The 12,901-nt window shown below is 71.5% G+C and carries 12 protein-coding genes; 3 read left to right on the forward strand and 9 right to left on the reverse strand.

Annotated features, from left to right (window positions below):
- Positions 1-5 precede the first annotated feature (5 nt).
- From JT723_RS33535 to JT723_RS33575, 9 genes are all read right to left on the reverse strand, one after another.
- A complete protein-coding gene (locus tag JT723_RS33535) occupies positions 6-776 on the reverse strand; it encodes an SDR family oxidoreductase (RefSeq protein WP_205048667.1) in 771 nt (256 codons plus the stop codon).
- Positions 773-1,819, reverse strand: coding sequence for a zinc-dependent alcohol dehydrogenase (locus tag JT723_RS33540; protein WP_372441409.1), 1,047 nt, complete (start codon positions 1,817-1,819; stop codon positions 773-775). The genes JT723_RS33535 and JT723_RS33540 overlap by 4 nt, the downstream gene beginning before the upstream one ends.
- Complete coding sequence (locus JT723_RS33545) at positions 1,816-2,154, reverse strand: L-rhamnose mutarotase (RefSeq protein ID WP_205048668.1); 339 nt, start codon at positions 2,152-2,154, stop codon at positions 1,816-1,818. The genes JT723_RS33540 and JT723_RS33545 overlap by 4 nt, the downstream gene beginning before the upstream one ends.
- Positions 2,155-2,168: 14 nt before the next feature.
- Complete coding sequence (locus JT723_RS33550; RefSeq protein ID WP_205048669.1) at positions 2,169-3,086, reverse strand: amidohydrolase family protein; 918 nt, start codon at positions 3,084-3,086, stop codon at positions 2,169-2,171.
- Positions 3,083-4,030, reverse strand: coding sequence for an aldo/keto reductase (locus JT723_RS33555; RefSeq protein WP_205048670.1), 948 nt, complete (start codon positions 4,028-4,030; stop codon positions 3,083-3,085). Before JT723_RS33555 ends, JT723_RS33550 begins: the two co-directional genes overlap by 4 nt.
- The gene (locus tag JT723_RS33560; protein WP_205048671.1) at positions 4,027-5,958 is read right to left on the reverse strand and encodes a DUF8034 domain-containing protein; all 1,932 of its coding nucleotides are present in this window, start codon (positions 5,956-5,958) and stop codon (positions 4,027-4,029) included. Before JT723_RS33560 ends, JT723_RS33555 begins: the two co-directional genes overlap by 4 nt.
- A 110-nt stretch (positions 5,959-6,068) precedes the next feature.
- Positions 6,069-7,022 (reverse strand): carbohydrate ABC transporter permease, encoded by a 954-nt coding sequence (locus JT723_RS33565; protein WP_205048672.1) that lies wholly within the window; start codon positions 7,020-7,022, stop codon positions 6,069-6,071.
- On the reverse strand, positions 7,012-7,926 hold the full coding sequence (locus tag JT723_RS33570) for a carbohydrate ABC transporter permease (protein WP_205048673.1): 915 nt from the start codon (positions 7,924-7,926) through the stop codon (positions 7,012-7,014). Before JT723_RS33570 ends, JT723_RS33565 begins: the two co-directional genes overlap by 11 nt.
- On the reverse strand, positions 7,923-9,302 hold the full coding sequence (locus tag JT723_RS33575) for an ABC transporter substrate-binding protein (RefSeq protein WP_240166603.1): 1,380 nt from the start codon (positions 9,300-9,302) through the stop codon (positions 7,923-7,925). Before JT723_RS33575 ends, JT723_RS33570 begins: the two co-directional genes overlap by 4 nt.
- A gap of 406 nt (positions 9,303-9,708) precedes the next feature.
- Between JT723_RS33575 and JT723_RS33580 the strand changes: the two genes are divergently transcribed.
- The 3 genes from JT723_RS33580 to JT723_RS33590 form a co-directional block, all read left to right on the forward strand.
- Positions 9,709-10,488, forward strand: a complete 780-nt coding sequence (locus tag JT723_RS33580) for a FadR/GntR family transcriptional regulator (RefSeq protein ID WP_205048674.1) — start codon at positions 9,709-9,711, stop codon at positions 10,486-10,488.
- 25 nt (positions 10,489-10,513) lie between these two features.
- The gene (locus tag JT723_RS33585; protein ID WP_205048675.1) at positions 10,514-11,476 is read left to right on the forward strand and encodes a sugar kinase; all 963 of its coding nucleotides are present in this window, start codon (positions 10,514-10,516) and stop codon (positions 11,474-11,476) included.
- Positions 11,477-11,607: 131 nt separating this feature from the next.
- Positions 11,608-12,901 (forward strand): glycoside hydrolase family 27 protein (locus JT723_RS33590; RefSeq protein ID WP_372441410.1); only part of this gene is annotated, 1,294 nt, incomplete at its 3' end.

A 12,901-nucleotide genomic window follows, 5' to 3' on the forward strand; every position in this document is an offset into this window, starting at 1 on the left:
GCGCGTCAGCGGCCGAGCCAGCCCCCGTCGACGGGGATGAGGGCGCCGTGGACGTAGTCGGCAGCGGGCGAGGCGAGGAACACCGCGGCGCCGGCGATGTCCTCGGGTCTGGCCCACCGTCCGGCGGGGATCCGGTCGAGGATGGCGGCATAGCGGGCGGGGTCCTCCCGCAGCGCCTGGGTGTTGTCGGTCGCCACGTAGCCCGGCACGATGCCGTTGACGTTCACGCCGCGGCCGGCCCATTCGTTGGCCAGCGCCCGGGTCAGGCCGGCTATACCGGACTTCGCCGCGGTGTAGCCGGGGACGTTGATGCCGCCCTGGAAGCTGAGCAGGGAGGCGGTGAAGACGACCTTGCCCTGGCCCCGGCCCAGCATGCGCCGCCCGACCTCGCGGGTCAGGGCGAACTGGCTGCTGAGGTTCACCGTCAGGACGTGGTCCCACGCCTCGTCGGAGTGCTCGGCCGCCGGCGCGCGGGCGATGGTGCCGGCGTTGTTGACCAGGATGTCGACGGGCCGGCCCAGGTCGCCGAGGTCCGCGGCCAGCCGCGACACGGCGGCGCGGTCGGCGAAGTCCGCCTGCAGCGCGGTGCAGGTGCGGCCGAGCGCGGTCACGCGCTTGTCGACCTCGCTGCCGGACGGCTCCATACCGGCGCTGACGGCCACGATGTCGGCGCCGGCCGCCGCCATCGCCTCGGCGACCGCGAGCCCGATGCCCCGGCGGGCGCCGGTGACGACCGCCAGCTTGCCTGTGAGGTCGAAGGGACCTGTCGTCGTCATCGTGCGTCTGCTCCCGCCTCGGACTGGCAGTCGATCAGGACCTTCATCACGCCCGCGCCCGCTTCCAGTGCTTCGAAGGCCTGCGCGGCCCGGTCGATGGGCTCGATCCGGGAGATGAGCGACTCGGCCGGGATGTGGCCGTCGGCGATCAGGCCCACCGCGGTCTCGAAGTCCTCGCGGTGGTAGAGCCGTGCCCCCACCAGGGTCAGTTCGCGCCAGAAGAAGCGGTGCAGGCTGACCTCGCGCGGGGCCGGGTGGATGGCGACCTGCACCAGCCGGCCGCGTGTCGCCAGCGCGTCGATCGCGGTGGTCACCCCGGCTGCCGCCCCCGAGACCTCGAAGGCCACGTCCGCCCCGGCGCCGCCGGTCCAGTCGGCGACCGCTTCCGCGGTGTCGGCCGTGGCGGGGTCCAGGGTCGCCAGGCCCAGCGACCCGGCGATCCCGCGCCGGTAGGGGTCGGGTTCCACCAGCAGCAGGTCGGCTCCGCCGCGGCGGGCGACGACCGCGATGAGCAGGCCGATCGGCCCGCCGCCGACGACCAGGGCCTTCTCGCCGTCCCGCAGTTCGGCGCGGCGCACGTCGTGCACCGCCACCGCGGTGGGCTCGGTGAGCGCGGCACGGTCCAGCGGCAGGCCTTCCGGGAGCCGGACGAGCGTGTCGGCCGGCACCGTCCAGCGGGACTGCAGGGAGCCGGCCGCGTCGATGCCGAGGAACACCAGGTGGTGGCAGATGTGGCGGTGGCCGGCCCGGCACGCGGGGCACTGCCCGCAGGGGACCAGGGGCATGACGGTGACGTTGTCGCCGGCCGCCCACCCGGTGACGTCGGGGGCGGCCTGCGCCACCCGTCCTGACATCTCGTGCCCGATGACCTGCGGCGGATCCACCCGGGCGTCCATGGAGCCGTGGAAGATGTGCAGGTCGGTCCCGCAGATGCCGGTGTAGGCCACGTCGATCGCGACGTGTCCCGGCGGGGGTTCCGCGGCGGTGCCGGCTTCGAGCGCCAGTGTCCTGGGCGCGGTGTAGGCCACTCGTCGTGCGTTCACGCGGGGGACTCCTCGGTCAGGTGCCAGATCTCTTCCAGGTCCGACCAGTTGCCGCCGGCTCCGGTGTCCGGCCACGGCTCCTGGCACGGGTCGGTCAGCTGCCACCAGCGCCGGGTCTCGGGGTCGGCGGCGATGGACGCCATATCGGCCTCGAAGTCGTCGCCGTGGTATTCGAAGTAGCTGAACAGGACGTCGTCGCGAAGGAAGATCGAGTAGTTGCGGATGTGTGCGGCGTGCAGCGCGGCCTCCACGCCCGGCCATACCGAGCGGTGCAACTCCAGGTACTCCTCGCGGCGTTCGGGCCGCAGCCGGATGGTCTGGGCGAGGCGTCTCATACGGATTCCTTTGCTCATGCGGGCCGGTCGGCCTCGTCGGGGACGGGAGCGGTCGCGCGGTCGCCGAGCCGGTAGGTGCGGACCGCGTTCGTCCGCATGACGGCGTCGGCGTCGGCCGCGGAGAGGTCGGCGAGCGCCTCGCGGACCAGGTCGAGCCAGGGCCCGTACGAGGTGGCGAGCGTCATCACCGGCCAGTCGCCGCCGTACAGGCACCGGTCGGGGCCGAACGCGTCGAGTACCTCGCGCAGCACGGCGAGCAGGGTGCTTGCGTCCGTTCCGGGCGCCGCCTCGGTGGCGAGCCCGGACAGCTTGCACACCACGTTGTCCCGCCGGGCGAGCCGGAGCAGGTTCGGCCGCCACGCGGGGTCGGGGCCGGGCACGGACGGCTTGCCGAGGTGGTCGAGGACGACGAGGGTCTGCGGGCACGCGGCCGCCAGTTCGGCGAGTTCGCCGAGCTGCTGCTGCCGCACACACGCGTCGAAGGGCAGCCCCGCCTCGCCCAGCCGCGCCACACCGGCGCGGAAGACGCTGTCCTGGGTGAAGCCGGGTGCCTCGTCCTGGACGTTGTGGCGGACGCCGACGACGAAGGGGTCGGCGGCGAAGCCGCGGACGGCCTCCGCAGCGCCGGCGGGGTCGTCCAGGCTCACGTGGGCGACGGCGCCGCGGATCCACGGCTGCGTACGCGCCAGGCCGCGCACCCAGTCCACCTCCCGGGCCGCCTGGTCCGGGTCGCGCCCGGCTTCGACGAAGACCGCCTCCACCGGCTCGGGCGCGTCGCCGAGGAAGCCGGTGGGGGAGAAGTGCCGGTCGAGGGCGGGAACGGTGGCGAGCCAGGGGTAGGACAGGTGCTGCGGGTCCCAGAAGTGGACGTGGCTGTCGAGCACCGGTGTGCGCCGCACCGCGGCAGCGCCGGACGGCTGGTCCATGGTCATGGCTGCTCCTCGGAATACTGGTTCTCCGGGCGCCCGTTGGCCCAGCCCCGGTCGAGCACCGGGGCCAGGCACTCCTCCACGGCACGCAGCAGTTCCTCGTCGAGGGGCTGGGCGGTCCACTCGGCGAGCCGGCGCACCTCCCGGGCGCTTGATGTGCCGACCACCGTGGAGGCGAAGCCCCCGGTGGAGACGGCGAACTGGACCGCGAGCCGCGCGATGTCGGCCCCCCTGGCCCGGCAGAGCGCGGCCGCTGCCGCGCAGCGCTCCAGCACGGCCGCCGGTGCGGGGTGCCACGGGGCGGGGCCACGTCCGGTGAGCGCCCCCATCGCCAGCGGCGCGGCGTTGACGACCGCGGCGCCCGCCCGCTCGAAGTCCGGGCGGCGCCGTGCCAGGCGCCGGTTCTGCAGGGTGTACTGGCAGTAGGACATCACCGTGTCCACCGCGCCGCGGTCCGCCACGTGGTGCAGGGCGCCGAGCGGGTACCCGGTGACGCCCACCGCACGCACCAGGCCCGCGTCCTGCAGTCTGCGCAGCGCGGGGAGCGTCTCGTGCACGACCTGGCCGAGGTCGCCGAACTCGACGTCGTGGCACTGGACCAGGTCGAGGTGGTCGGTGCGCAGCCGCTCCAGGCTCTCGTGCACGCTGCGCTCGACGCGTTCCGCGGTGAAGTCGAACTCGTCGTCGCCGTACCTGCCGACCTTGGTCGCCAGGACGTAGCCGGAGCGCTCGACACCGCGAAGGGCCTTGCCGAGGACCGTCTCGGCGAGCGTCGCCCCGTAGTAGGGGGAGACGTCGAAGAAGCAGATCCCCAGGTCCAGGGCGGCGTGCACGGCGTCGATCCCGTCGGGTTCCGCGAAGGCGCCGTACACCGCGCCCAGCGGGGACGCCCCGAACCCCAGCTCGGAGACGTCGAGGCCGGTCGATCCCAGCGGGCGGCGCTTCACGGCGCGGCCTGCCCGGGCTCGTCGTCGAACGGGCCGCGGTAGGACGGCGGCCGGGTGCGCAGGGCGAGCCGCAGGGTGAGCCGGACGGTGCTGGAGCGGGGGAGGTCCACCTGCAGCCAGGGGCCTTCGACCACCGCGGACGCGGAGGTCACCACCGGGGCGGTGTGCCCGTAGTCGTAGAGGTCGCCGATCCAGGAGGGGTCCTCGCAGACGCTGTACTCCACCGAGCGGATGGTGTGCTCGCTGAAGGCGCCGGCCTGGACGACCACAGAACGCGCCGCTTCCGGGTCGAGGTTGACCAGGTCCACGACGGTGGCCTCCGGGTCGATGGCCGAGACCAGCGCGGCGACCCCGGCGGGAAGTCCCGGGCGGCGGGCGCCGGCGTCGTGGTAGCGCACCCGTGCCTGCTGCAGACCGCCGTTGTAGACCACCTGGGGGCCGCCCCAGGTCAGCTGGACCAGCGCCTCGGTGACCACCGGGTTGGACTGCTGCCACAGGTGGATGTCCGCCTCGGGCACGTCCCAGCCGCGGTACTTCTCCATACGCGACAGCCGGTGCCGCACCTGCGCCTGGGCCGCCGCGAGGATCTTCTCCGGGTAGGCCGGGTCGTCGCCCGCCAGATACGCCAGCCAGGGCTCCTCGTGGCCGGCCTCCTCCTTGCTGCGGAAGGAGCGGACCGTACGCCAGTCGTATCCGGCGGCGGCGCGCAGGCGTTCGATACGCGCCCGGTCCGCGTCGGAGGCGGTGTGGTGCCACAGCGCCGTCGGGACGGCCATCAGCATGGGGTTGTAGTCGAACCAGCCCTCGTCCTCGTACCGGAAGGGCACGTGGAAGGTCGGGGTGGCGACGTCCTCGCCCAGCTGCGGGATCCACTTGGAGGTGATGCTGGAGTCGGCCTCGGTGAAGGACATCACCTTGCCCTGCGCGATGATCTCGTCCAGGACCGGGCGCACCATGTCCAGGTAGGAGTCGTCGCCGCTGACCGCGGCGCCGGCCAGGGCCGCGACGATCGCCGCATGCCCCACGCTGTACCAGCCGTGCGGCCAGCTCCAGCCGTAGTGGCCGCCGTACCAGCGGCCCTCCAGCAGCCCGCCGACGGTCCCGTCGGGTGCCACGTTGTCGGGCAGCAGGCCCCCGTTGGCGGCGGCGCGCTCCCGCCAGGCGCCCACGTACTCGGCGATCCAGTCGGCGTAGCGCTGCTCCCCCGAGACGATCCAGGCGTTCAGGACCAGGCCCGCGGCCGAGAGGTTGACCGCGGTGTCGCCGTCGCCCATCCGGCGGCGCATCTCCGCGCCGAGCCGCGGGTCGGACTCCAGCGGCGGCGGCTCGGCGCCCGCGGGCAGGATCCAGTTCAGCGGGAAGCCGTACATCCGGGCTTCCTTGGGCAGCCACGGGTAGGAGTCGCCGTCCGACAGGCCGTCCCTGCCGGGGTCGCTGCCGTTGTGCGGCCGGCGGATGATGCGCCGCTCCGGGTCGTAGTTGCCGTGCCCGGGGTCGACGTACAGGTCGGCGAAGCGCCGTGCCCGCCCGGCCCACCGGTCGGGGGCGGCCATGCACAGGAAGTACAGCAGCAGCAGGCTCTCGCCCTGGTGGAACCAGTCGTAGCCGCGCTCGTACTCGTCCTTGAGCATGCCCAGCTCCGTCAGCTGCCGGGTGACGCCCTCCCAATGGTGCTCGCTCTGGTCGAGCAGGTCGTCCGCGCCGCCGAGCAGGTACAGCTGGGGCCAGTTGAAGAAGACCTCGTAGAAGTCGTCCACGCCGTCCCGGGAGGTCAGCTCGCCGGTGTAAAGCAGCCGTCCGTCGGGCCCCGTGAAGTCGCGGGCGAACCGGCGCCAGGCCCGGTCGAGCAGGTCGAACAGCTCGCGCTGCGCTGTCGCCCAGCCCGGCGGTTCGAGTAGCGGCACCGAGGCCGAGATGACGGGATGCATCGGGAGGAGCTCCATTCGCGTTCGGGCACGGCCGCGTCCGGGCACAGCGCGGCCCGCACACCGGCCGGGGCGGGCGGTGCGCTGCGCGTTGTGCGGGACGGCCGGCTGGGTCAGTTCTTCGTTGCGCCGGCGAGCATGCCGGCGACCAGGAACCGCTGGGAGAACAGGAAGACGACCAGCACCGGGACGATCGCCAGCAGTGTGGCCAGGGCCAGTTCCGGCCGCTCCACCTGCAGCGTGCTCGCCGTCGGGTTGAACTGCGGGACGGAGTCCAGCAGGGTGCCGAGGCCCACCTGGACGGGGAACTGGTCGCTCTGCGGCAGCATGACGTACGGCAGGTAGTAGTTGGTCCAGTTGGCGACGAAGCTGAAGAAGCCCACCAGCGCCACCACCGGTGCCGCCAGCGGGAGGGCCACCCGGCGGAAGACGCCGAACTCCGAGCACCCGTCCAGCCGTGCCGCGTCCAGCAGTTCGCCCGGCAGGGCGGTGCTGAAGTAGATGTAGGTCAGGTACACCCCGAAGGGGTAGAAGGCGTACGGCAGGACGATCGACCACATCGAGCCGATCAGATGGACCGCGTTGACCTCCAGGAAGAGCGGCACCACCAGCGTGGCGTTCGGCATCAGCATCACCACGAGGGTGGCGACCAGCAGGGTGCGCCGGCCCCGGAACTCCGTCATCGCCAGTGCGTAGCCGGCCGGCACCGCCACGCACAGGGTGATCACCAGGGCGAGGAAGGAGTAGACGGCCGAGTTCCGCAGCCACATGAAGATCGCGTCGTCCTGGTAGCCGGTCAGGGCCGTCCAGTTGGCGTGCAGGGCGTGCAGGGAGCCGAACGACAGCGGGTTGTCGTGCACCAGTTGGTCGTCGGTCTTGGTGGCCGCCAGCAGCAGCCAGAGCACCGGCAGTACGAAGAAGACCGCGAACAGCAGGAGCACCAGGGCCGGGAGCGGGTTGCGGCGCCCGCGCACCGGGCGGCCGGAGCGCAGCCGGTCGGTCCGTCCGGGCAGCGGCCCGCTGCCGGAGGGTGTGGCGACCGCAGGCCGCCGGATGTCAGTCGGCATCGAAGAACCCCGATCTGGCCACGAAGACCCCTGCCACGACCAGCCCGACGACCAGCAGCTCCACCGACACGGCGGCAGCGGTGTTGACGTCGTTGTTCTGGAAGGCGAAGTCGTAGGCGAGCTGGTTGAGGGAGTAGTCCCGGCCGGCCACGCCGACGCTCGCCTGGGACAGCAGCTGCGGCTCGACGAACAGCTGCGTGCCGCCGGCGAAGGCGAGGATGACCATGTAGACGATCCACTTGCGCAGCAGCGGGATCTGGATGCGCCAGGCGGTCTGCCAGGCCCCTGCGCCGTCGATCCGCGCCGCTTCCAGGACGTCCTGCGAGATGTTGTTCAGCGCCCCGTACATCACCACGATCCAGCCGCCTGCCCCGGTCCAGAAGGCGATGAGCGTGAACAGGATCGGCAGGTGCCCGGGGGCGATGACCTCGCCGAACGTGTGGTAGCCGAAGGCCCGCAGCAGGAAGGCGACCGGGCTGACCGACGGGTCGAGCACGAACAGCCACACCATGACGCTGGCCGCGCCGGCCAGCGCGCCGGGCACGTAGTACAGGAACCGCAGTGCCCTGCTGACGCCGCTGAGCGCCAGGCGGTGCAGCAGCAGGGCCAGCCCGACGACGAAGACCACCAGAGAGACCAGCCACCACAGCAGGTAGAGGGCCACGTGCTCGATGGCGGGCGTGAAGCGGAAGTCGTCGACGGCGGTGGAGAAGTTGGACAGGCCGCTGAAGGTGCCGCCGCCGTCGGTGAAGGCGAAGTAGACCGCGTAACCGGTCGGTATGACACCGAAGGCGATCAGCAGGACCGTGTAGGCGGCGACGAAGCCGTGCCCGGCCCGGCCGGGCCACAGCGTGCGCGAGCTGCGCACGGGTGCCCGGCCGGCCTCGGTGGGTTGCGCCGTCACTGGGTCGTGACCTTGTAGCCGGCGGCGCGGGCGTAGTTGGCGATCGCCGTCTGCCAGGCAGGCAGCAGCGAGACGATGGACTTGCCCGCCGTCAGCTGCGGGGTCACCGTGGCGGCCCAGACCGCCTCCTGGCTGAACTGGCCGTAGCCCCAGCCGGGCCAGACCTGGTCGGCCGCGGCCTGCAGCGGCGCGGCGATGTCACCGGTGAAGTAGTCCGACGAGGCCTGCTTGGCCAGCCAGTTCTTCGCCGCCGCGCTGTAGGCGGGGTAGCCGGGCGCCAGTTTGGCCTGGTAGTCGTCCGAGGTGGTCACCCAGGTGAGGAAGGCAGCCGCCGCCTTGAGGTTCGCGCTGTGCGCGGACAGCAGCCAGGTCCCGCCGCCGACGTTGCCCGCCGTACCGCCGCTGTCGGACGACCACTTGGGCAGCGGCGCCACGGCGATCTGGTGCGCCGGGGTCTTGAACGACCCCTGGAAGAGGGCGCCGCCGAACCAGGAGGGGCCGGGCAGCATGAGGATCTTGCTCGCCTCGTTCTTGTCGAAGTCCGAGCTGAACACGCTGCTCATGGACATCGTCTTGTTCTTGATCAGGGTGTCGAGCAGCGACGCCATGCGGGTGCAGTTCGCACTGCCGGTGCTGACCGTGACCGCCTTGGGCCCGGTGATCTGGTTGGCCCCGCACTTGCTCGGCCACATGTACAGCTCGGGCGCCCAGGTGTCGCCGGCCGAACCGACCAGGTAGCCGGGGTGCTCGGTGGCCACCTTCTGCCCGAGGGCCTGGTACTGCTCCCAGGTCTGCGGGACCTGGTATCCCCACTGCTTCATCAGCGGGGCGTTGTACCACAGCACGGTCTGGGCGAGGTCGTTGCGCAGGCAGTAGAGCGTGCCGTTCACGGTGCAGGGGGCGTTGGCGCCCTTGGCCCAGCCGGCGAGCGTCGACTGCGGTATCAGGCCCTTGTCGAGCGGGGCGGTGAACCCGGCGTCGACCGCCCAGGTGGTCTCGTTGTTCTGCGAGCTGAACACCACGTCGGGCCAGCCCTTGTGGGTGCGGTTGAACAGACTGACCTTGGTGCGCAGGTAGTTGGAGCCGTTCGCGTCGCCGTCGTAGCTGACGATGTTCATCTTCACGTCGGGGTGCTGCCGCTGGTAGAGCTTGGCGGCGTCCATGCGGGAGGCGTCCACCCACACCGTCAGGGCGCCGCCCGTCTGCTTGACGGGCTTGAAGCCGCCGTGGGAGCCGTTGGTGCTGCTGCCCCCGCCGCAGGCGGCGACCGTGGCCAGGACCAGCGCGCCGGCCGCGGCCAGCATGCCGGTGCGTCTGCGGCCTGCGCGGGTTCTGTTGGGTGTGTTCGCGCCGACCGCGCGGACCTTGGCTGTCATGAACAACTCCACTACGTCGTGGGGCCCGTCCATCGCTGGGACGCGGGCCGGGATATGTCGCACTCCCGGAGGGGAAGGCGGACAGGTGGGGAGCTTGTCGGTCGCCGGGACGAAGCCGTCCCGACCGGAAGTTTTCAGGCGAAGCAGCGTCGCGCTTTGATCACACATAACAAGCTCCAGCCCGGGGTCGCGTCAACAGGATGAGCATGGTTATTTCCAAGATCTTTTAACGTGATGGACTCTTACCCTGCCTGTTTGCATCTTTCTGTCACGATTCGCTCCGGGTGGAGTCGAGAAATGAGTCGTACACATATTGCCGAGCCAGGCCCTCGCTGTATGCTGCGACGTGACGTCGGACCGGTTGCGTACCGCGTGGCTGACGACGGGACATGAAGGAGGCGGGTCGTTGGACGGCAACCCCGTACTTGCGGCGACCGGCAGCTCCGCACCGGCGCCGGCGGACGAGCAGGACACCGTGGCCTACCGACCCGGCTACGAACGCGTGGCCGAGGAGATCCTGCGCCTCATCGCCGAACTGCAGCTGCAGCCGGGCGACCGGATGCCCACGGAGAACCAGCTTGCCTCACGGCTGGGCACCAGCAGGACCGTGGTGCGCGAGGCCGTCAAGATCCTGTCGGCCATCGGACGCATCCGCGCCCAGAAGGGCCGCGGCCTTTTCGTGGCCAACGACGAAGGAATGCTGGGCTCTTCGCTGTGGGGGAGCTTCTTCCTGCCCACCGACCTCGACCACGTCTACCGCCTGTTCGAGTTCCGCCGGGTCCAGGAGGCCGCGGCCAGCCGGCTGGCCGCGACCCGTGCGACACCTGCCGACCTGCGCGCCATCGAGGAGGCCGCGGAGACCTGCAGGGAAGGCCATCTGACCGGCCGGCGCGAACTGTTCGACCGCGGTGACGACGACTTCCACCTCAGCGTCGCCAAGGCCTCGCAGAACCCGTTCCTGGTGGACGCGGTCCGCGAGGCCCGGCGCCTGCAACGGCAGTCCAGCACCATCGGGTTGCACGGCACGGTCGGCGGCCACGCCGAGGAGGCGGTGGCGGAGCACGCCGCGATCTACCAGGCGATCAAGGGCGGCGACGCGGAGGCCGCCGCGCAGGCGGCCACCGTCCACCTGGACCAGACGCTGGAGGACTACCGCCGCGAGATCCAGCGCCGCGTGTTCGGCTGAGACGGCCGGCGAGGGGGCAGCGGGGATGACCGCAACGAGCACGCCGGGCCTTGTCACCCTCGGCGAGACCATGGGGCTGGTCACCGCGGGTGAGATCGGCTCACTCGAGTATGCCCGCACCTTCACCTACGGCATCGGCGGCGCCGAGAGCAACGTCGCCATCGGGGTGTCCCGGCTGGGCGCGCCCGCCACCTGGATAGGCCGGCTCGGCGCGGACGCGACGGGGGACATGATCGAGCGGCGCCTGCGCTACGAGGGCGTCGCAGCCCTGGTGGTCCGCGACCGGGCCTTCACCGGGCTGATGGTCAAGCACCGCCGTTTCGGCAGCGCGCTCTCGGTGGACTACCACCGCGCGGGAAGCGCAGGATCCCGGCTGAGCCCGGAGGACCTCCCGCAGGGCTGCGTCGAGACCGCCGGGGTCCTGCACGTCACCGGGGTCACCACCGCGCTGTCCGCCTCGGCCTGCGACACGGTGTTCTGCGCCGTCGACCGGGCGCGGGCCGCCGGGGTGCCGGTGAGCGTCGACGTCAACTACCGCAGCAAGCTGTGGAGTCCCGAGGCGGCGGGCCCGACGCTGCGCCGCCTGGTCGCGCTCGCCGACGTGGTCTTCGCGGGCGTGGAGGAGGCGCAGTTGGTGCTCGGCGCCGGCGCTGGGTCCACCGCCGAGGCTCTGGCGCAGGGGCTTTCCGCGCTGGGACCGGCTCAGGCGGTCGTCAAGGACGGGGCACGGGGCTGCACGGCCTCCGTCGACGGGGTGGCCCACCGGCTCCCCGCGCTGCCCGCCGAGGTCGTCGACCCGGTCGGCGCCGGCGACGCCTTCGTCGCCGGGTACCTGGCCGAACTCCTGGCCGGAAGGCCCGCGCCGGAGCGGCTGCGGACGGCTGTCGCCGCCGGCGCGTACGCGGTGAGCGTGCCGGGGGACTGCGAGGGGCTTCCGCGGCGGACGGAGCTGGCCGCTCTGGCGTCCGCAAGCGACGTCATGAGGTGAGCCGGCGGACGCCGGACGGGAACACTTCATCAAGAAGGAAGTTTTCCCACCACTCTTGACGCCCTGATCGCACAGGAGTTACCTACTTCACACACATCCCCCCACGACTCGGCCCAGGAGGTCGACACGTCATGGTCAACGGCAATGCGAGAGTCAGGCGATGGATCGTGCAGTCGCCGATCGGAAAAGTGTTAGCGCTAACAGTCCCCACTGTGCTGCTCGCCGTGTGCGCCGCGCTGGTCGCCCCCGGCGGGGCACAGCCGGCTGTCGCACTGGGCAACGGGCTGGCGCTGACCCCGCAGATGGGTTTCAACGACTGGAACGCCTACGGGTGCAACGTGTCGGAGTCGCTGATCAAGTCCACGGCGCAGGCCATGCACACCAACGGCATGCAGGCCGCCGGATACACCTACGTCAACATCGACGACTGCTGGATGACGCACAACCGGGACTCCTCGGGCCGGCTGGTGCCGGACCCGTCGAAGTTCCCCGACGGCATCAAGGGCACGGCGGACTACGTGCACTCCCTCGGCCTGAAACTGGGGATCTACGAGGACGCCGGCACCGCGACCTGCGCCGGCTACCCGGGGAGCCTCGGCCACGAGACCACCGACGCGGCGACGTTCGCCTCGTGGGGTGTGGACTACCTGAAGTACGACAACTGCAACAACAACGGTGTGTCCGGGCAGTCCCGCTACACCGCGATGCGGGACGCGCTGGCGGCCACCGGCCGGCCGATCCTGTACAGCCTGTGCAACTGGGGCCAGGAGAACGTGTGGACCTGGGGCGCGGGAATCGGCAACAGCTGGCGCACCACCGGTGACATCAACGCCAGCTACTCCAGCATGCTCTCCATCTTCCACAGCAACGTGGGCCTGGCCTCCTACGCAGGTCCCGGCCACTGGAACGACCCGGACATGCTGGAGGTCGGCAACGGATCGCTGACCGCCACCGAGGCCCGCACCGAGTTCAGCCTCTGGTCCGAGATGGCGGCCCCGCTGATCGCGGGCACCAACATCGCCTCGGCCAGCTCCACCACGCTGTCCATCTACACCAACACCCGGGTGATCGCGGTGGACCAGGACCCGCTGGGCAAGCAGGGCACCATGGTGTCGTCCGGGGGCGGCCTGGACGTTCTGGCCAAACCGCTGTCCAACGGCGACGTGTCCGTTGCGCTGTTCAACGAGACCGGCTCGACCGCCACGATCAGCACCACCGCGGGCGCGGTCGGCAAGACCGGGGCGTCCTCCTACACCCTGACCGACCTGTGGTCCGGCGCGACGTCCACCACCTCGGGCACCATCAGCGCATCGGTGCCGGCGCACGGCACGGTGATGTACCGCGTCGCGGGCGGGACCAGCGGTGGGACCACCGGCGGGAGCACCGGTGGGACGACGACCCCGCCGACGGGTGGCTCGGGCGCCT

Origin of the sequence: Actinacidiphila bryophytorum (assembly GCF_016916835.1) — a bacterium.
In the GTDB taxonomy this organism is placed as follows: domain Bacteria; phylum Actinomycetota; class Actinomycetes; order Streptomycetales; family Streptomycetaceae; genus Actinacidiphila; species Actinacidiphila bryophytorum.

Excerpts from the sequence above, each read along its gene's own strand:
- JT723_RS33535 (WP_205048667.1), bottom strand. The coding sequence starts at position 776 with ATGACGACGACAGGTCCCTTCGACCTCACAGGCAAGCTGGCGGTCGTC.
- JT723_RS33545 (WP_205048668.1), bottom strand. The coding sequence starts at position 2,154 with ATGAGACGCCTCGCCCAGACCATCCGGCTGCGGCCCGAACGCCGCGAG.
- JT723_RS33550 (WP_205048669.1), bottom strand. The coding sequence starts at position 3,086 with ATGACCATGGACCAGCCGTCCGGCGCTGCCGCGGTGCGGCGCACACCG.
- JT723_RS33560 (WP_205048671.1), bottom strand. The coding sequence starts at position 5,958 with ATGCATCCCGTCATCTCGGCCTCGGTGCCGCTACTCGAACCGCCGGGC.
- JT723_RS33565 (WP_205048672.1), bottom strand. The coding sequence starts at position 7,022 with ATGCCGACTGACATCCGGCGGCCTGCGGTCGCCACACCCTCCGGCAGC.
- JT723_RS33575 (WP_240166603.1), bottom strand. The coding sequence starts at position 9,302 with ATGACAGCCAAGGTCCGCGCGGTCGGCGCGAACACACCCAACAGAACC.
- JT723_RS33585 (WP_205048675.1), top strand. The coding sequence starts at position 10,514 with ATGACCGCAACGAGCACGCCGGGCCTTGTCACCCTCGGCGAGACCATG.